The organism is Microbacterium lacus, from assembly GCF_002812805.1.
Taxonomy (GTDB): domain Bacteria; phylum Actinomycetota; class Actinomycetes; order Actinomycetales; family Microbacteriaceae; genus Microbacterium; species Microbacterium lacus_A.
Genome location: NZ_NMUM01000044.1, coordinates 15,230 through 32,402, shown reverse-complemented (window position 1 = coordinate 32,402; position 17,173 = coordinate 15,230). Strand labels below are relative to the sequence as shown.

The window sequence follows — 17,173 nt, the reverse complement described above, 5'->3', positions numbered from 1 at the left end:
AAGAATCACAACTGAAAACCCATACGGAACCAGTGCAATTACGCATGACGAAGAAGGGAAGCACCATGAGAAATCGCAAGCTGACAGGAATCCTCGCTCTCGGAGCCGCCGCAACACTCACGCTCGCCGGATGCTCGGGAAGCGCCGGTGACAACGGCGAAGGAACCACGGGCACCGAAGAGGACATGGGCACGATCACGCTCGGGTTCCTCCCCTCGTGGACCGACGGACTGAGCACCGCCTACCTGCTGGAGAACCAGCTCGAGAAGATCGGCTACACGGTCGAGATGCAGGAGCTCACCGAGGCGGGTCCTCTCTACGCCGGCCTCGCGCAGGGTGACGTCGACATGTACCCGTCTGCCTGGCCCGAGGTCACGCACGCCGAGTACATGGAAGAGTACGGCGACAGCATCGAAGACATCGGCGCCTACTACGAGGGTGCTGTGCTGACGATCGCGGTTCCCGACTACGTCGACATCGAATCGATCGAAGACCTCAAGGGCAACGCCGACATGTTCGGCGGACAGATCATCGGAATCGAGCCAGGCGCGGGCCTGACCGGCGTCACGCAGGACGCGATGATCCCCACGTACGAGCTGGGCGACGAGTACGAGCTCGTCACTTCTTCGACCGCGGCGATGCTCACCGAGCTCGAGAACGCGATCGCCGCCGAAGAGAACATCGTCGTGACGTCATGGCGCCCCTTCTGGGCCAACGACGCCTACAACCTGCGCGACCTCGAAGACCCCCTGGGCGCCATGGGCGAGACCGAGGGCCTGCACTTCCTCGGCACGAGCGACTTCTCGGAGCGCTTCCCCGAGGCGGCCGAGCTGATCGCCGGCATCCAGCTCGATGACGAGCAGTACGCCTCGCTCGAGGACATGGTCGTGAACGAGTACGAAGAGGGCCAGGAGCCCGAGGCCATCGAGGCGTGGCTCGAGGCCAACCCTGACGCATTCTCGACGATCGTCACCGACTGATCTGTTCTGGTCTGTTGTCGAATGAGCGGGTCCCGGCTTCGGCCGGGGCCCGCTTTCGTGTTGGTGCGCGTTGTCGGAGACAGGAAAACGGGCGAAAACAGGACGATTCGGCCGCAATCATCCTGTTCTCGGCGGATCGCCTGTTCTCGGCGACCCGAGTGGTGACGGTCAGTCGGTAGGGGGTCGGCGGAGCCTTTTGACGTCCGTGCGCTGCTTCTTCGCCGTGAGACGGCGCTCCTTCGCGCCTCGGCTGACCTTCGTTGCGCGTCGCGGCGGTGCGGGTGGGCGCAACGCGTCGGCCACCAGGGTGGCCAGCCGCTCGCGCGCCGCATCCCTATTCCGCAACTGGGCGCGGTGCTCGGATGCCGCGATCGTCAGGACACCATCGACCAGGCGACCGCCCAGGCGCTCGAAGAGCCGCTCGCGTTGCAGAGTCGGCAGGATGGCTGAGTTCGCGACATCCCACACGAGTTCCACACGCGAGTCCGCCGTGTTGACGCCCTGACCCCCGGGTCCCGACGACCGCGAGAAGCGCCACGACAGTTCGGACTCGGGGATGATGAGCGCTGCGTTCACCCGAAGACCGGGTCGATGGGCGGCGGGCATGGTTCCATCATCCTCCCGACGGCCGACCCGACGCCCGACGGCTCAGCTCGAGATGACCACGGCCGTGCCGTAGGCGACGACCTCCTGGAAGTTCTGGTCGAGCTCGTTCGAGTCGTAACGCATGGCGACGACGGCGTTCGCGCCCTGCGCCTGCGCCTGCTCAATCAAGCGCTGTACGGCTTCGGCACGCGTCTGCTCGAGCTGCAGGGTGAGCCCTTTGAGCTCGCCGCCGCCGAGCGCCTTGAATCCGGCACCGATCTGCGCACCGATGTTGCGGGCGCGCACGGTCAGGCCGCTGACCTCGCCGATCACGGAGGTGATCGTGGCACCGGGGACGTCGTTCATCGTGGTGACGAGCATGGGGAAGGCTCCTGCCGTGGCTGGGGAACGAATATGCGCCCACGCTAGCGCGAGCCGCTTGCCGGCGCGTGGATACGATGCTGAACATGCTGGGATTCGCCGACCGCTTGGAGTCCCGGCCCCGGCGCATCCTCGTCGCCGGCGTCGCGGGAGCGGGCAAGACGACTCTCGCAGCCCGGATCGCAGCAATGGTGGAGGCGCCGCACACCGAGATCGACGGACTGTTTCATGGCCCGGACTGGACACCGCGCCCCGTCTTCATGGAGGACGTGCGAGAGCTCGTGAGCGCGGAGGCCTGGACCACCGAGTGGCAGTATTCGTCCGCACGGCCCCTGCTGGCTGAGCACGCGGACCTCGTTGTCTGGCTCGATCCGCCGTTCGTCACGGTGACGCTGCCGCGCGTCGTGCGCCGCACCCTGCGCCGCCGCTTCCGCCGAGAGGTTCTGTGGAACGGCAATATCGAACCACCGCTGCACACCTTCTTCACGAACCGTGAGCACATCGTCCGGTGGGCGATATCGACGTGGAACAAACACCGGATGCTCGTCGGTCAACTCGCGCTCGACCGCCCCGACCTGCGCATCGTGCGCTTGCGTTCGCCGCGCGAGGTCGAGGCGTGGCTGTCGGGGCCGCTGGCGGAGACCACCCGCTGAGCGCCCCACGTCGGTTCAGCTCCTCATGGCCCGTCCGGGCCGCCGGAACGTCGAAGTTGGCCCGTCGCGGCGATGTGGCCGGGAGGGGCTGGCGAGAGGCTGAGCATGTCCTCGAACGCGAGGAACCGACACGAGGAGGAAGCCATGCCGCTCATTCAGGTCAAGCTCATCGAAGACGTCTTCACCGCGGAACAGAAGCAGCGGATCGTGCGCGAGCTCACGGACGCGATGGTCGCCATCGAAGGCGAGAACATGCGTCCGGTCACGTGGTGCATCGTCGAAGAGGTGCACAGCGGAGATTGGGGAATCGCCGGCAACCCTCTCACCACGTCGGATGTGAAGGCGCTCGCCGCGGGCGTCGCGGCCTAGTCGAACGGCGCTGGCGGTGTCATCCTGAAGCGTGGCATCCCAGGAGCCGGTCGATGAGGGACGTGTGGCCGCCGTCGCGCCCCGTGGTCGCGATCTGATCACTCCGCGAGAGCGCGAGGTACTTCGACTTGTGGCGACGGGAATGACCACGGGAGATGTCGCGTCAGCCCTGGTGATCAGTGAGCACACGGTTCATCGGCACGTTGCGAACATCCTGACCAAGCTGGATGCGCCGACGCGCGCCGCCGCGGTCTCGATCGCCGCTCGAAACGGGCTGATCTAGCCGAGACCGGTTCGCTCTTCCCGGCCTCCGATCAGGGCATTGAGAGCGGCCACAAGTTCGTGAGTGGGCTTCTCGCCGACGGCGGTGCTCAGGGGCTCGCTGAACCACTCATGCCATACGGCGTCTACCTGATCGGCGGTGACGCCGCCGTTCTGCGCGAGCAGGACGGCGATCGAACGCGCCTCGAACGCGTATTCATCGGCCGGGACTCCGTCCGGCCCGCCCGGTTCGAGAGAGTACGGGTCCAGCCGGGTGAGCAGACGAAGCACTTCACCGAGGAGCGCTACGTCGGGATCGCTCCCATCCGTCATGCGTGCGGGCGGGGCCGGGTCACGCGGCCGGGGGGCGGCGTCGAGGCTCGCGACGGAACGGGCCACGAACCGGTGGGGGGAGCGGATGCCGGGGCAACCGCGGGTTCGGCAGTGTCGGCGGGATGCTCGGGGGGAGGGGGCGGCGGTCCCGGGTCATCCGTCGTGTTCACTGCCCCGGACTCCGCTGCCAGCGGCTCGCCCGCGGTCAACTCGAGGGCGACGCGGTTCTCGAGGACTTCGATGGCCTCATCCGACACCGAGATCAGGCCGTCGAGTTCCTCACGCACGCGTCGATAGGCGAGCTGGCGCTCGGCGGGGGTTGCCGCTTGATCCACCGCCACGCTGAGGAGCTGCTTCGCCGTATCGAGGCGCTTTCGCTCGACCTCGGTGAAGGTGCCGTCACGCAGGCGTCGGGCATCCCGCTCGGCGATATCGAACGCCGCCTCGTATTCGTGCACCGCGTCGCGGTACTCCACGAGTTCGTCTTTGCCGACACGCGCTTTGGGAGAGTCCGGTCGCAGTCCGTCCGCTTTCCGCTTGGCGCGGAGGAACGCCGCCGTCAGCGGCTGACGTCCATCGCTCATCGCGGGAAAAGCGATCAGCTTTGCCACGTCGAGTTCATACTCGAGCCAGCGGGACGTGACCGCGTCGTGCGCGTCGAAGAGACGCTGCATACGAGCAACCGGGGTGTCGCTCGCGCGCGACCCCGAAGCATCCGTCACCGCAGGTTGCGCTCGCGCGGCGACCTGTGCCGCACGCAATTCGCTCTTGGCCCGCATGATCTCGAGCCGCCGTTTGTGGCGACGCTCAAGCGCCTTCTGCCAGGCTCGACCGACGCCCCCTGCCACGCCCATCAGGGGGAAGATCAGCCACCAGTAGGAGCCGAAGAACTGCCAAGGTTCCACCCCGTCATGCTACGCGCGCGACAGCATCCGAGCGGCTTCAGGCCGCGTCGGCCGCCGCCTCAGCGCTCGCGGCCCGACGCTCCAACGCCCGCGAGATCCGCATGATCGCCTCGCGCATGATGGGCCGGGGCATCGCGAAGACGAATCTCGTGTACCCGATGCCGGCCACACCGCAGGCCGCGCCGTCCGTCATCGCAACGCCCGCTTCTTCTCGGAACCACTCTCCGAGGTCACCCACGAGTCCGGTCTGACGGAAGTCCAGCATCGCGATGTAGCTTCCTTCGGGTTTGATCAGCCGCACCCCGGGGAGGTGTTCGGTGACGAGGTGCTCGAGAAGCTGACGGTTGCCATCAAGATAGTCGACGACGTTCTCAAGCCAGGGGCCCCCGGCCGAGTAGGCCGCGGTGTTCGCGAGGACGCCGAGCGTGGCCGTGCCGTGGCCTGCCCACATGCCGAACGTCTCCCACAGCGCGGCATCCTGATCATTCGACAGGATGACCTGCGCGCACTTCAGCCCGGCGAGGTTCCAGGCCTTGGAGGCCGATGCCGCCGTGATGGTGTGCGAAGCGGCCGTTTCGGAAACGGAGGCGTAGGGGATGTGCTGGGCCGAGCCGTAGACGATCGGAGCGTGGATCTCATCCGAGAAGACCCGTCCACCCGCGGCGGCTACCGTTTCCGCCACTTGGATCAGCTCGTCGCGCGTCGAGACGGTGCCCAACGGGTTGTGCGGGTTGCAGAGCACGAACAACTCGCCCCCGTCTTCGAAGGCGGCGCGCACCCCGTCGTGATCGATGACCCAACGACCGTCGATCTCGATGCTCGGGACCTCGATCACCCGACGCCCGAGCAGCGGCGGAACCATCAAGAACGGCATGTAGGCCGGGGTGGGGACGATGATCGCCGAGTCCGGCATCGTGAAGTGCTTGATCGTCAGCTCGAACGCCGCGATGACATCGGGCACGTGATGCACGCGCTCCGGGGGAACCTGCCATCCGTACCGGTCGGCATACCAATCCGAGGTGGCGCGAGCGAGGTCGTCGGAAAGTTGCATCGGGAGGTATCCCGTGACACCGCGGTCGAGTGCGGTCTTCAGGGCTTCCTTGATGGGCGGCGCGAGGCCGAAATCCATCTCGGCGACCCACGCTCCGATCGTGCCGGGAAAGTTCGTCCACTTCACGCTTCCGGCGTTGCGCAGATCGTCCTCTGTGAGGGCATCGAAGTCGAGGGTCACGGCACTGCTTTCTCTCGTCAGGGGATCCACTTACAGCTTCAGCGTGAGATTAGGGGTTCTCCATTCCCCTCAGTCCGATGAGCGCCGCGGGATCGGCCAGATCGGTTTCCGCTTATCGGCCGCGGGCGGGTCGTCGTTCGGCGTTGATCCGGGGACGGACGACTCGGGTGGCGCGGATGACTCGGGCGGTGCGGGCTGTGCGGATGCGGGCGGGGGTGAGGAGTCCGGGGTGGGCGGGACATCCTCCGCTCGCGGATTCCGTTTGGCAGCGCGCCAGATGGCGTCGCGCGCGGACTCGGTCGCTGCCGCCGCTGCTGTGACGGCCGCCGCGCGCGCGTTCTCGACGAGGTCATCCCAGGCGCCGCGCAATTGCGGCGGAACATTCGAGCCGACGCTCGGTGCGTGTGCGCCATCGGATGCGGCCCCCGGCGGACGACCGGATGCCCCCGCCGCACGCCATGCGGCCGCCTCGGCGGTGTGGAGCGCTGCCTCGAGTTCGGTCACCGCGGTGCGGTAGCGCGCAAACTCTTCGGGCGTCAGCGTGGGTTTGCCCGGGCGCGGCCGGAGCCAGCGCGCGGCGTCCATCGCGGTCAGCAGCGCCGCCGTCGCCGGCACCCGCGCATCGCTCATCGTGGGGAAAGCGATCGCTTTGGCCGGGTCGGTTTCGTACGCCATCCAGCTCGACAGCACCGCATCGTGTTCGGCCACGAGCCGCGATAGCGGCAGGTTTTCGTCGCCGCGAGGCATCCGGCGCATCAGTGCCTTTGCGGCCTTGACCTGCACGCGGCGCCCACGCAGTCCCGTCTGCGCCGATCGCAGCTCGCGCTGAGCCTCTCCCACCGCATGCCGCGCGGCCTCGATTTCGCCGACCGACCCGCGCCCGCTCTGGCGCGCGCTTTTCGCGACCAGCAGCGTCGCCTGCGCGCTCTTCGCCTGGGCCCGAGCGGTGAACAGGCGCACCCGCGCAACCGCCAGTTCGTGCTTCGCGCCGGCGTACTCGAGCGCCCGCGCGCGCTGGCGGCGGCCATAGCGAATCCCGGCGAACGACGCCGCACCGCCCGCGATCACGGTGGGCCCCAGCCACCAGAACTCCGCGGCGAACGCGAAGAAGGGGTCCATCCCGCCATGCTAACCGCGCTCCTGGATATGCGTGCGGGCAGGGTTGCGGCGAGAAGGGGCCCCATACCTTCGGATCATGCGAGTCTGGAGCGCACCATGTCTGTTGGGAGTGCCATGTTCGCCATCACCGAAGCCGTCACGATCAACCGCTCGCCCGAGGATGTGTTCGCCTATTTCTCCGATGGCCGCCATCGCCCGGAATGGGACACGACTGTTGTCTCGGAGGAACTGACATCCCCACCACCGGTTGGAGTGGGGAGCACCATTCGAACGCGGATGAGTGTGCTCTCGCGTCGCATGGACTTCGAGTGGCGGGTCAGCCGATTCGACCCACCACTGCGGATGGCGACGGACAGCATCGAGGGCCCGATGCCGACGTCTGTCGAATTCGCATTCACCGCGGTGGAGGGGGGATGCCGCGTCCGTGCCGCCATCGAGGGCCATCCCGCGGGGATGATGCGACTCGCCGAGCCGCTTATCGCGGAATCGGTGCGCTCCACGCTCGCCGCCGCGCTCGAGCGCGCAAGATTACTGCTCGGGACGACCCATCCGAGCAGACAATGACCCACGCGGGCCTCAGCCGAAGATGAGCGCCAGAACCGTCGCGCCGCCGCCGGTGACGAGCAGAGCGATGATCACGACCCATGCCACGACCCGGACACGCTTCTGACGCTTTTCGCCGTAGCTTTCGAGTTCGTCGTTTGACATGTCGCTCCTAGGCCATCGGGGGAGTGGTCGGGGCTTCGAACTCGCCGATCGTCGCGCCGAAGGCCGCGGGCAACGTGCCCCGCCAGAGCCGGTTCAGCTCGTCGATACCCATTGTGAAGACATCCTGGATCTCGAGCTCGGCGCCGCGGGCCGGAGCGATGTCCGTCACGCCGATGCGCAGCACCGGGTAACCGCGTCCCTCGCACAGGCCCTGGAACTTGACGTCGTCCTCGCGGGGGACGCTCACCAGAACACGACCGGTGGACTCCGAGAAGAGGGCCGCCGAGGCATCCACACCGTCGCGCTCGATGATCTCGCGCAGCCAGACGCGCGCGCCGACGCCGAAGCGGATCACGCTTTCGGCGAGAGCCTGTGCCAGGCCACCGCCCGACAGATCGTGGGCGCTCGAGATGAGACCCTGCTGGGATGCCGCACGCAGGAGCTCGGCAAGGGTCTTCTCGTCGCCGAGGTTGACGCGCGGGGGTCGGCCGCCGAGGTGATCGTGGACGACGCCCGCCCACTCGGAGCCGCTGAGCTCCGTGGACGTGATGCCGAGAAGGTAGATGTTCTCGCCCTGATCCTGCCAGCCGCTCGGCACGCGACGCGCGACGTCGTCGATGACGCCCAGAACTCCGACGACGGGGGTCGGATAGATCGGCTGGTCACCGGTCTGGTTGTAGAAGCTGACGTTTCCGCCCGTAACGGGGATCTCGAGTTCACGGCACGCATCCGCGATGCCCTGGACGGAGCGCTGGAACTGCCACATCACCTCGGGGTTCTCGGGGCTGCCGAAGTTCAGGCAGTCCGTCACAGCGGTCGGGACAGCGCCCGCGACGGCGACGTTGCGGTACGCCTCGGCGACCGCGTGCCGCGCGCCCTCGTAGGGGTCGAGCTGGCAGAAGCGGCTGTCGCAGTCGGTCGCGATCGCAAAGCCCAGGCCCGACTCCTCGTCGACGCGGATCATGCCGGCGTCGTCGGGGAAGGCCAGGGCGGTGTTGCCCATGACGTAGTAGTCGTACTGGTTCGTCACCCACGACTTGTCGGCCAGGTTCGGGCTCGACAGCAGCTGGGCGAACTGGGCCCGGAGTGTCTCGCCGTCGGTCGCGCGGGGCAGGGCGCTCGCCGAGTCCTCCTGCAGCGCGTCGATCCATGCGGGATAGGCGACGGGGCGTTCGTAGACGGGGCCGTCGACCGCGACGGTCGCGGGGTCGACGTTGACGATCTCGTGACCGTGCCAGTGGATGACGAGGCGCCCGTCGCCGGTGACCTCACCCAGGACGCTGGTCTCGACATCCCACTTGCCCGTCACCGCGAGGAACGCCTCGAGCTTTTCGGGAGCGACGATCGCCATCATGCGCTCTTGCGACTCGGACATCAGGATCTCTTCGGGGGTCAACCGAGGGTCGCGCAGCAGCACCTCTTCGAGGTCGACCTTCATGCCGCTGCCGCCGTTGGCAGCGAGCTCGCTCGTGGCGCACGAGATGCCGGCGGCGCCGAGGTCCTGGATCGCCTCGACCAGCTCGTCGCGGTAAAGCTCGAGGCAGCACTCGATCAGCACCTTCTCGGCGAACGGGTCGCCGACCTGTACGGCGGGCCGCTTGGTCGGGCCACCGTCGGCGAACGTGTCGGAGGCGAGGATGGATGCTCCGCCGATGCCGTCGCCGCCCGTGCGGGCACCGAACAACACGACCTTGTTGCCGGTGCCGCTCGCGTTCGCGAGCTTGATGTCTTCGTGGCGCATGACGCCGACCGCGAGCGCGTTGACGAGCGGGTTGCCCTGGTAGACCGAGTCGAAGAACGTCTCGCCGCCGATGTTGGGCAGGCCGAGGCAGTTGCCGTAGAACGAGATGCCGCTGACGACGCCGTGCACCACGCGCGCCGTATCGGGGTGGTCGATCGCGCCGAAACGCAGCTGGTCCATGACGGCGACGGGGCGAGCGCCCATCGAGATGATGTCGCGGACGATGCCGCCGACGCCGGTTGCCGCGCCCTGGAAGGGCTCGATGTAGCTCGGGTGGTTGTGCGACTCAACCTTGAAGGTCACGGCCCATCCGTCGCCCACGTCGACGACGCCGGCGTTCTGGCCCATGCCGACCATGAGCTTTTCGCGCATCTTGTCGGTCATTTGGCGGCCGAACTCGCGCAGGTAGATCTTGCTCGACTTGTACGAGCAGTGCTCCGACCACATGACCGAGTACATCGCCAGCTCGGAGCTGGTGGGCCGCCGGCCGAGGATCTCGCGGATGCGGTCGTACTCGTCGGGCTTGAGGCCGAGGGCCTCGAAAGGCTGGGTGCGCTCGGGCGTCGCCGCGGCGTTTTCGACGGTGTCGACGACGGGCGTCGCGGGGGCATTCTGGGTGGCTGTCGTCACGCGGCTGAGCTCCAAAAATCGCGGGATGCCGGACCGGCCCAGTCTAGCCGGGGGTTCGGGCCGGCTCCGCTGTCACAGAACGACGCTGATCGGCGCTTTGAAGGTCGATTTGCGACAGCGGAGCGGATGAATGCGGGCGAACGGGGTTGACGGGAACAGGCTACGGCGCTAACGTACAACCAAATGGTTGCACAATTGGCGCAGGGAGAAGCGAGCGAGCTGAGCGATGACGAGATCGACCGCGTGTTTCAGGCGCTCGCCGCGGCGACGCGCCGAGACATCCTGCGTCGAACAATCGAGCACGAGCAGTCGATCTCGACGCTCGCCCAGGACTACGACATGTCGTTCGCGGCCGTGCAGAAGCACATCGGCGTTCTCGAGGCGGCCGGCCTCATCATCAAGCGCGCCGAGGGACGCGAGCGCCTGGTGCGGGCGGACCCGACCATGATCGCCCGGGCCCGCGCCTTGTTGGCGCGCTACGAAGAACTCTGGCGCGCACGGATCGACCGCCTCGACCTGTTGCTCGCCGCAACACCCCAGACCGAACCCATCGACCCATCCACAGAAGGAGCGTGACATGCCCGTCACCGACGTCACCACCGACCCCGAAGCGTTGACGATGACGCTCGTCGCCGACTTCGCCGCACCGATCGAACGCGTCTGGACGGCGTTCACCGACCCCCGCCAGCTCGAACTCTTCTGGGGCCCTCCGGGATGGCCCGCGACGTTCACCGAGTTCGACCTGCAGGTCGGCGGGCGCGCGCAGTACCGGATGACGGGGCCGCAGGGTGACGCACCCCGAGCCGCGTGGGAGTTCATCGCGATCGATGCCCCGAAGCGCCTCGAGGTGATCGACAGCTTCGTCGGTGAGGACGGTGAGATCGACGCCGATATGCCGTCGATGCGCATGGTCCTGACCTTCGAGGAGACATCGGGGGGAACGCGGGTAATCAATACGACGCACTTCGCCTCTCACGAGGCGCTCGAACAGATGGTCGCAATGGGCATGGTGGAAGGCTCGACCATGGCGATGAGCCAGCTCGACCGGGTGCTCGAAGGGCTCCGCGCGTACGCGCAGGGCAAGGGTACGCAGACCGAGCTGCTCGACGACACCCACGTGAGCATCACGCGCATGATCGAGGGTCCGCGCGACCTGGTGTGGCGCGCGCACCATGAGCCTGAGCTGATGAGGAAGTGGCTCCTTGGCCCGGACGGGTGGCAGATGACGGTGTGCGAGGTCGACGCGCGTGTCGGCGGACGCTACCGCTACGCGTGGGCGCCCGACGCGGGAGTGGCGGGAGAGCCGTTCGGTTTCGACGGTGAGACGCTCGTGATGGAGGCGCCTCGCCGCTCGGTGACGACCGAGCACATGACCGACACCGACTTCCCGTCGACCCTCAATGACCTGTCGCTGCAGGAAGAGGACGGCGCCACGCTCATCACGGTGTTGATCGAGTACCCCGACAAGGAGACCCGTGACATGGTCCTTGCGACGGGCATGACCGACGGGATGGAGACGAGCTACGCCCGGCTCGAGGGAATGATCGCGGGGTAGCGCGGCGTCAGTATCCCGAACCTCACGCCGCGGCGCGGCGTCAGTATCCCGAACCTCACGCCGCGGCGGGCAGGTCGTCCGGCGTGAAGATCCGCATGCCGTCTTCATGGAGCAAGAATCGCGCCCGCACACGGACGCCCTGTCGGACGAGGTGGTCGCCGAGCCGCGCCCACGCGCGATCCAGTTCGGTGATCTGGTCGCCACCGCACCGTTCCCACACCACGATGACCTGCGCGAAGTTGAACTCGCGCATGAGGTCCGCGAAGCGGTGGGCGAAGAGTTCGACCACGGGCAGGGTGCCGAGGTCGTCTGTCGCGGTGAGTTCGTCCGGGTGATCCGGAAGCTCATCGCACGGCATGACGGGGCCGGTTGGGCGGTCATCCTCGTCGAGGAAGAACAGCCAGAGCTGCGGATGTGTGGCGCCGATCAGCAGATCGAACAGCCAGCCTTCGAGAGCAGCGTCGTCGCGCATCGGTGGAGTATCAGCGGGTCCAGTGGGCATACGCCCAGCCTGTCGGCGGGTCTCGACCCGACCCGCGCGGTCGGTGGCGTCGGTGGACAACTCGGTCCGTCCCCGCGCTGGGGAGGAGGCGACGTTATGCCCGGGCCAGTGCGTCCTCGAGGGCAACCCACGCGAGCATCGCGCACTTGACACGCGCGGTGTACTTCGAGACGCCCGACAGAGCGGCCGCGTCGCCGTACTCCTCGACGTCGAGCTCGAGCTTGCCGCGCGAGCGCATGGCCTCGCGGAATCCGTCGACGAGAACGGATGCTTCGGCCCCGGGCATCCCTTCGACCAAGTCCGACAGCATCGAGGCCGAAGCCTGCGAGATCGAGCAGCCCGCGCCCTCCCACGTCGCATCGCGGATCGCGCCCGCGTCGTCGAGGCGCACCCGCAACGTTAGTTCGTCCCCGCAGATCGGGTTCCGTTGGTACGACGCTGCACTCGCGCCCTCGTCGGGTGCGAGCGGCGTGCCATGCGGATGCTTCGAGTGATCCAGGATCAACTCTTGGTACAGCGACTCGAGACCGCTCATGCCGATGCTCCGAAGAATGGGCGCACGCCCGACAGGGCGTCCAGGAAGGTGTCGATCTCGTCCTCCGTGTTGTAGAAAGCCGCGCTCGCCCGGACGGTGGCGGTTAGCCCGAATCGGCGGTGCAGTGGCTGGGCGCAATGGTGTCCGACGCGCACGGCGACACCGCGTGCGTCGAGGAACTGCCCCACATCGTGCGCGTGCACGCCGTCGACGTCGAATGAGGCGAGGGCGACCCGGTCGACCCCAGCGGCGTCACCGAGGATGCGGACCCCCGCGACCTCTCGCAGCCCCGCAACCAGGCGACGTTCGAGGGATGCCTCGCGCACTGCGATCGCATCGTGCCCGAGCGCGCCGAGGTACCGCACCGCTGCCGCGAGGCCGATCGCCTGGGACACGGGTTGTGTCCCCGCCTCGAAGCGCTGCGGCGGCGGGAGGTACTCGGCCGCTTCGAGGGTCACGGTCGTGATCATCGAACCGCCGGTGAGGAACGGTGGCAGGGCCTCGAGCACCTCCGAGCGCCCGTACAGCGCGCCGACGCCATAGGGCGCGAAGACCTTGTGGCCCGAGAACACCGCCAGGTCGACGCCGAGTCCCGGCAGATCGAGGGCGAGGTGCGGGGCGGACTGGCAGGCGTCGAGCACCGTCAGGGCACCGACCGAACGGGCCAGTGAGACGAGTTCGTCGACGGGGTTCACGATGCCCAGCACGTTCGACACATGCGGGAACGCGATGATCCGTGTGCGCGGCCCGACGATCCCGGCGGCGGCCTCGAGGTCGAGCCGTCCGTCATCCAGAACGGGAATATGACGCAGCACCGCGCCCGTGCGCGCGGCAAGCTCCTGCCAGGGAATCAGGTTGGCGTGATGCTCGGACTCGGTCACGACGATCTCGTCACCGGGATCCAGGGCAAAGCGTTGCGCCGCCTCGCCGCCGCGTCCGAGGGATGCATTCCCGATCGAGTATGCGATGAGGTTGATGCCCGCCGTAGCGCCGGAGGTCCACACGAGGTTGTCGGGATCGGCACCGACAAAGGCAGCAACAGCTACCCGCGCGTCCTCAAACGCATCGGTCGCGTCGGCCGCGAGCGTGTGTGCGCCGCGATGCACGGCCGCGTTGCTGCGCGAGAGAAAGGATGCCTCGGCATCCAGCACGGCGCGCGGCTTTTGGCTCGTGGCCGCAGAATCCAGGTACACCAGGGGTGAGCCGTTCACCTGTTCGCCGAGGATCGGGAAGTCGGTGCGGACCGACGCGATATCAAAAGGCACGTCGAACGACGTCGCATCACGGGGCACGGCCAGGGGTTTCACTCCTCCAGGCTACGCCGCGGCATCCGGCTCGAGGTTGTCTCGGGGGGCAGGCCGGATCGGTCCCCGCCCGGCAGCGGGCGCGAGCGGCGACCGTAGACGATCTCGGTCGAATCCAGCAGCCACGGCACGAGCGTGATGGTGACGCCGTGCACGAGCATCAGGTCGTGCGCGATCCGGCTCGCGCGCCGGTTGTGCAGGAAGCTCTCCCACCAGTGCCCGACGATGTACTGCGGCAGATACACGGTGATGACCGCGGACCCGTTCTTCTTGCGATAGGCCTGGATGAACTCGCGGACGGGATGCGCGAAGGTGCGATACGGCGAGTCGACGATGACGAGCGGCACCGGCATCCGGTGTTCTTGCCACTCGGCCTGCAGATGGTCGGTCGATTCGGGATCGACCGAGACGTGCACGGCCATGGTCTTGTCGTGCTTGGCAGCAAGCGCGTAATCGATCGCTTTGACGACCGGCTTCTGCAGGCGCCCGACCAGCACGATCGCCACGTCTCCCTGTGAGCCGAAGTGGGTCGTGTCGTCGATCTCGATCTCGTGCTCGACATCGCGGTAGTAGCGGTTCACGCCGATCATGAGGGTCGCGAGGATCGGGATGAGCAGGAAGACGATCCACGCGCCGTGCGTGAACTTGGTGATCGTGACGATCACCAGCACGAAGACGGTCAGCGCCGCACCGGCGCCGTTGATCGCGAGACCGATGCGTGCGGCGCGAAGGTCAGCACCCGACGCGCCCGTGCGGATCGCCCGGCGCCAGTGCCGGATCATGCCGATCTGTCCGAGCGAGAACGACACGAAAACGCCGATGATGTACAGCTGGATCAGGCTCGTGAGGCTCGCCTGGTAGATCACGAGGATGACAATCGCGGCCAGACCGAGCGCGATCATCCCGTTCGAGAAGACCAGCCGGTCGCCGCGCGTGTTGAGCGACTTGGGGGCGTAACCGTCGCGGGCGAGCACGGCTCCGAGCAGCGGGAAGCCGTTGAACGCGGTGTTGGCGGCGAGCAGCAGAACGCACGCCGTGGCGGCCTGGATGATGAAGAACGGGATGCTTCCCATCCCGAATGTCGCGCTCGCGACCTGGGCCATGAGGCTCGGCTGGGGGGTCGTGCAGTCGAAGCCGATCAGGTTGCAGGGGTTCTCGGCGTAGTGCACACCCGCGAAGAGGGCGAGCGCCGTCAGACCGGCGAACAGCAGGATGGCGATGCCACCCATGAGCGTGAGGGTCGCCTGTGCGTTCTTCACCTTCGGCTGCCGGAAGGCGGGAACGCCGTTCGAGACGGCCTCGACGCCCGTGAGGGCCGAGCATCCGCTCGAAAACGCGCGCAGCACCAGCAGAATCACGGCGGCCTGCGAGAGATCCTCGGCCTGCACCGCGAACTCGGCGCTCGACGCGATGGGAGGGTCGCCGAGCGCGACGCGGGCAAGGCCGACGACGATCATGACCGCAACCGAAGCGATGAAGACATAGGTCGGGATCGCGAACGCTTTGCTCGATTCGCGCACCCCGCGCAGGTTCACGGCCATGATCAGCACGACGAAGCCGACAGCGAACTCGATCCGCCACGGGTTGAGCTCCGGGATGGCCGAGATGATGTTGTCGACACCGGACGCGATCGACACGGCGACCGTCAAGACGTAGTCGACGAGGAGAGCGGATGCCACGACCACCGCGGCGGGTTCGCCCAGGTTCTTCGACGCGACCTCGTAGTCGCCGCCGCCCGACGGGTACGCCTTGATGAGCTGCCGGTAGCTGACGACGACCACGATCAGCAGCACCACGACCGCTGCCGCGACGGCCGGGCTGAAGGCGAGGAACGCGAGCCCGCCGGTCAGCAGGATCATCAGAAGTTCCTGGGGAGCGTAGGCCACGGACGACAGGGCGTCGGACGCGAAGATCGGCAACGCGCGTCGCTTCGGAAGCAGCTGCCCGTCGAGCTGTTCGGTATGGAGAGGTTCGCCGAGAATCCAGCGCTTGACGGCTGGAGAGCTCGCACCCTCGCCGCGACTGTCGTTAGCCACGAGCGGCGACACTACGCCCGCGGTGGGTTGCGTGCAAGCGAATGCGGCGATCCGGGATGAAGGGGTGTCAAGCAGCCGCCGGGCGCCGAGCCGTCCCTCTCAGTCCAGAAACTCGCGCGCCGCGACCGTGAGCGTCTGCACGCCGTTGCGGAGCGTCGGCTGCAGAAGCGGGGCGAAGAACGGCGAGTGGTTGGTCGGGATGTCGCGGTCGATCGTGCCCTCGGCCTGGGCCTTCGCGAAAACGGCAGGGTCGACGCCGCCCCAGAACCAGAAGACCAGCGGCACACCCGCCTCGCGAGCGAACCACGAGACATCCTCGCTCCCCGTGAACATCCCAGGGTCGAGCACCGTCCCTGCGCCGATCTCGCGGTCGAACGCGGCTGAGAGCCGGGCCGTCGCGTCCGCATCGTTGATCGTCGGGGGCAGCGTGTGGTCGGTCTCGATCGTGGGCGGCACAGGAGCGCCGGATGCCTCGGCCTCAGCGCGTACGATCCGCTCCACTTTCTCGAGCACCTTCGCGCGGGTGCTGTCGTCGGCGTAGCGCAGGCTGAGTTCGAGGCGTGCCTCGGCCGGAATGATGTTGTGCTTCAGGCCCGCGTGGATCGATCCGACCGTCACGACGGCCATCTCGCGCGGGTCGATCTCGCGTGATGCCACGGTCTGCAGGCGCATGACGGTGGCTGCGGCCATGACGATCGGATCGACGGTCGCGTGCGGGCGTGAGCCGTGCCCACCCCGGCCGTAAAGGGTGATCGTGAGGCCGTCCGACGCGGCCATCTGCGTGCCCGGACGGACACCGACGATGCCGGTCGGAAGAGGTGTGACGTGCTGGCCGAGCACGATGTCGGGGCGCGGGAAGCGCGTGAGCACGCCGTCCGCGATCATCGCTTGGGCTCCGGCTCCGAACTCTTCCGCGGGCTGGATCAGCACGACGATCGTTCCCGACCACTCGCCTGTCGTGCTCGCGAGCTGTTCGATCGCTCCGATCATCGCGGCGACATGCATGTCGTGGCCGCAGGCGTGCATGACGGGAACCTCGGTGCCCTGCGGGTTGAGTCCGCGCGCGGTGCTCGCATACGGCAGCCGGGTCTGCTCCTCCACAGGAAGGCCGTCCATGTCGGCGCGGAGCCAGACGGTCGGACCCTCACCGTTGCGGAGGACGCCGACAACACCCGTGCCGCCCACACGCTCGGTGACCTCGAGCCCGAGATCGCGGAGGTGGCCGGCCGCGATGGCCGCCGTGCGAAGCTCCTGAAACGAGAGTTCCGGATGCTCGTGCAGGTCGACGTAGAGCGCCTCGAGATCGATCGTCATGCGCCCGAGCCTACGCGGGCCGTCGATGCCG

20 protein-coding genes are annotated in these 17,173 nt (G+C 67.5%); 7 read left to right on the top strand and 13 right to left on the bottom strand.

The genetic code is table 11. From position 1 onward, the window contains the following. Positions 1-65: 65 nt before the first annotated feature. Positions 66-980, top strand: coding sequence for a glycine betaine ABC transporter substrate-binding protein (locus tag CGU34_RS14980; RefSeq protein ID WP_100814756.1), 915 nt, complete (start codon positions 66-68; stop codon positions 978-980). Between the two features lie 168 nt (positions 981-1,148). Here the strand turns inward: CGU34_RS14980 and arfB are convergent, their stop codons facing one another. Both arfB and CGU34_RS14970 read right to left on the bottom strand, forming a co-directional pair. Continuing rightward, a complete protein-coding gene (gene arfB / locus CGU34_RS14975) occupies positions 1,149-1,586 on the bottom strand; it encodes an alternative ribosome rescue aminoacyl-tRNA hydrolase ArfB (RefSeq protein WP_100814566.1) in 438 nt (145 codons plus the stop codon). Between the two features lie 42 nt (positions 1,587-1,628). After that, positions 1,629-1,946, bottom strand: coding sequence for a YbjQ family protein (locus CGU34_RS14970; protein WP_100814565.1), 318 nt, complete (start codon positions 1,944-1,946; stop codon positions 1,629-1,631). A gap of 86 nt (positions 1,947-2,032) precedes the next feature. Here CGU34_RS14970 and CGU34_RS14965 point away from each other — a divergent pair, with 86 nt between their 5' ends. The 3 genes from CGU34_RS14965 to CGU34_RS14955 all read left to right on the top strand — a co-directional run bounded on the left by CGU34_RS14965 (position 2,033) and on the right by CGU34_RS14955 (position 3,251). Beyond that, a complete protein-coding gene (locus tag CGU34_RS14965) occupies positions 2,033-2,599 on the top strand; it encodes an AAA family ATPase (protein WP_198517851.1) in 567 nt (188 codons plus the stop codon). A 144-nt stretch (positions 2,600-2,743) separates the two neighbouring features. Next, positions 2,744-2,968 carry a tautomerase family protein gene (locus tag CGU34_RS14960; RefSeq protein ID WP_036296598.1) on the top strand — a complete coding sequence of 75 codons (225 nt, stop codon included), beginning with the start codon at positions 2,744-2,746 and terminating at the stop codon, positions 2,966-2,968. A gap of 31 nt (positions 2,969-2,999) precedes the next feature. Continuing rightward, a complete protein-coding gene (locus CGU34_RS14955) occupies positions 3,000-3,251 on the top strand; it encodes a response regulator transcription factor (protein ID WP_100814564.1) in 252 nt (83 codons plus the stop codon). On the opposite strand, the gene CGU34_RS14950 is transcribed toward CGU34_RS14955, so the two are convergent. From CGU34_RS14950 to CGU34_RS14935, 4 genes are all read right to left on the bottom strand, one after another. Beyond that, positions 3,248-3,562 (bottom strand): hypothetical protein, encoded by a 315-nt coding sequence (locus tag CGU34_RS14950; RefSeq protein ID WP_157811346.1) that lies wholly within the window; start codon positions 3,560-3,562, stop codon positions 3,248-3,250. The two genes, CGU34_RS14955 and CGU34_RS14950, sit on opposite strands and share 4 nt — an antisense overlap. Further along, positions 3,559-4,467 carry a hypothetical protein gene (locus CGU34_RS14945; RefSeq protein ID WP_198517849.1) on the bottom strand — a complete coding sequence of 303 codons (909 nt, stop codon included), beginning with the start codon at positions 4,465-4,467 and terminating at the stop codon, positions 3,559-3,561. The genes CGU34_RS14950 and CGU34_RS14945 overlap by 4 nt, the downstream gene beginning before the upstream one ends. Before the next feature lie 37 nt (positions 4,468-4,504). Further along, on the bottom strand, positions 4,505-5,698 hold the full coding sequence (locus CGU34_RS14940) for a MalY/PatB family protein (RefSeq protein ID WP_232711701.1): 1,194 nt from the start codon (positions 5,696-5,698) through the stop codon (positions 4,505-4,507). A gap of 69 nt (positions 5,699-5,767) precedes the next feature. Then, the gene (locus CGU34_RS14935) at positions 5,768-6,817 is read right to left on the bottom strand and encodes a hypothetical protein (protein WP_100814562.1); all 1,050 of its coding nucleotides are present in this window, start codon (positions 6,815-6,817) and stop codon (positions 5,768-5,770) included. A gap of 114 nt (positions 6,818-6,931) precedes the next feature. On the opposite strand from CGU34_RS14935, the gene CGU34_RS14930 reads away from it, so the two are divergent. Continuing rightward, the gene (locus CGU34_RS14930) at positions 6,932-7,381 is read left to right on the top strand and encodes an SRPBCC family protein (RefSeq protein WP_100814561.1); all 450 of its coding nucleotides are present in this window, start codon (positions 6,932-6,934) and stop codon (positions 7,379-7,381) included. A gap of 12 nt (positions 7,382-7,393) precedes the next feature. On the opposite strand, the gene CGU34_RS17595 is transcribed toward CGU34_RS14930, so the two are convergent. Both CGU34_RS17595 and purL read right to left on the bottom strand, forming a co-directional pair. Beyond that, on the bottom strand, positions 7,394-7,525 hold the full coding sequence (locus tag CGU34_RS17595) for a hypothetical protein (RefSeq protein WP_269800311.1): 132 nt from the start codon (positions 7,523-7,525) through the stop codon (positions 7,394-7,396). A 7-nt stretch (positions 7,526-7,532) separates the two neighbouring features. After that, positions 7,533-9,896, bottom strand: coding sequence for a phosphoribosylformylglycinamidine synthase subunit PurL (purL, locus tag CGU34_RS14925; protein ID WP_100814560.1), 2,364 nt, complete (start codon positions 9,894-9,896; stop codon positions 7,533-7,535). A 183-nt stretch (positions 9,897-10,079) separates the two neighbouring features. On the opposite strand from purL, the gene CGU34_RS14920 reads away from it, so the two are divergent. Further along, entirely contained in the window at positions 10,080-10,472 is a 393-nt protein-coding gene (locus CGU34_RS14920) for an ArsR/SmtB family transcription factor (protein WP_100814559.1), read from the top strand. Position 10,473: 1 nt separating this feature from the next. Next, positions 10,474-11,451 carry an SRPBCC family protein gene (locus tag CGU34_RS14915; RefSeq protein WP_100814558.1) on the top strand — a complete coding sequence of 326 codons (978 nt, stop codon included), beginning with the start codon at positions 10,474-10,476 and terminating at the stop codon, positions 11,449-11,451. Between the two features lie 55 nt (positions 11,452-11,506). Here CGU34_RS14915 and CGU34_RS14910 read toward each other — a convergent pair whose 3' ends face one another. The 5 genes from CGU34_RS14910 to CGU34_RS14890 form a co-directional block, all read right to left on the bottom strand. Next, the gene (locus CGU34_RS14910; protein ID WP_100814557.1) at positions 11,507-11,923 is read right to left on the bottom strand and encodes a hypothetical protein; all 417 of its coding nucleotides are present in this window, start codon (positions 11,921-11,923) and stop codon (positions 11,507-11,509) included. Positions 11,924-12,047: 124 nt separating this feature from the next. Continuing rightward, positions 12,048-12,488 carry a Fe-S cluster assembly sulfur transfer protein SufU gene (gene sufU / locus CGU34_RS14905; RefSeq protein ID WP_036294978.1) on the bottom strand — a complete coding sequence of 147 codons (441 nt, stop codon included), beginning with the start codon at positions 12,486-12,488 and terminating at the stop codon, positions 12,048-12,050. Further along, positions 12,485-13,786: a SufS family cysteine desulfurase gene (locus tag CGU34_RS14900; protein ID WP_232711723.1), complete on the bottom strand. Its 1,302-nt coding sequence runs from the start codon at positions 13,784-13,786 to the stop codon at positions 12,485-12,487. The genes sufU and CGU34_RS14900 overlap by 4 nt, the downstream gene beginning before the upstream one ends. Positions 13,787-13,791: 5 nt before the next feature. Beyond that, entirely contained in the window at positions 13,792-15,828 is a 2,037-nt protein-coding gene (locus CGU34_RS14895) for an APC family permease (protein ID WP_232711700.1), read from the bottom strand. 99 nt (positions 15,829-15,927) lie between these two features. Further along, positions 15,928-17,142, bottom strand: coding sequence for an amidohydrolase (locus CGU34_RS14890; RefSeq protein ID WP_100814556.1), 1,215 nt, complete (start codon positions 17,140-17,142; stop codon positions 15,928-15,930). Positions 17,143-17,173: the final 31 nt, after the last annotated feature.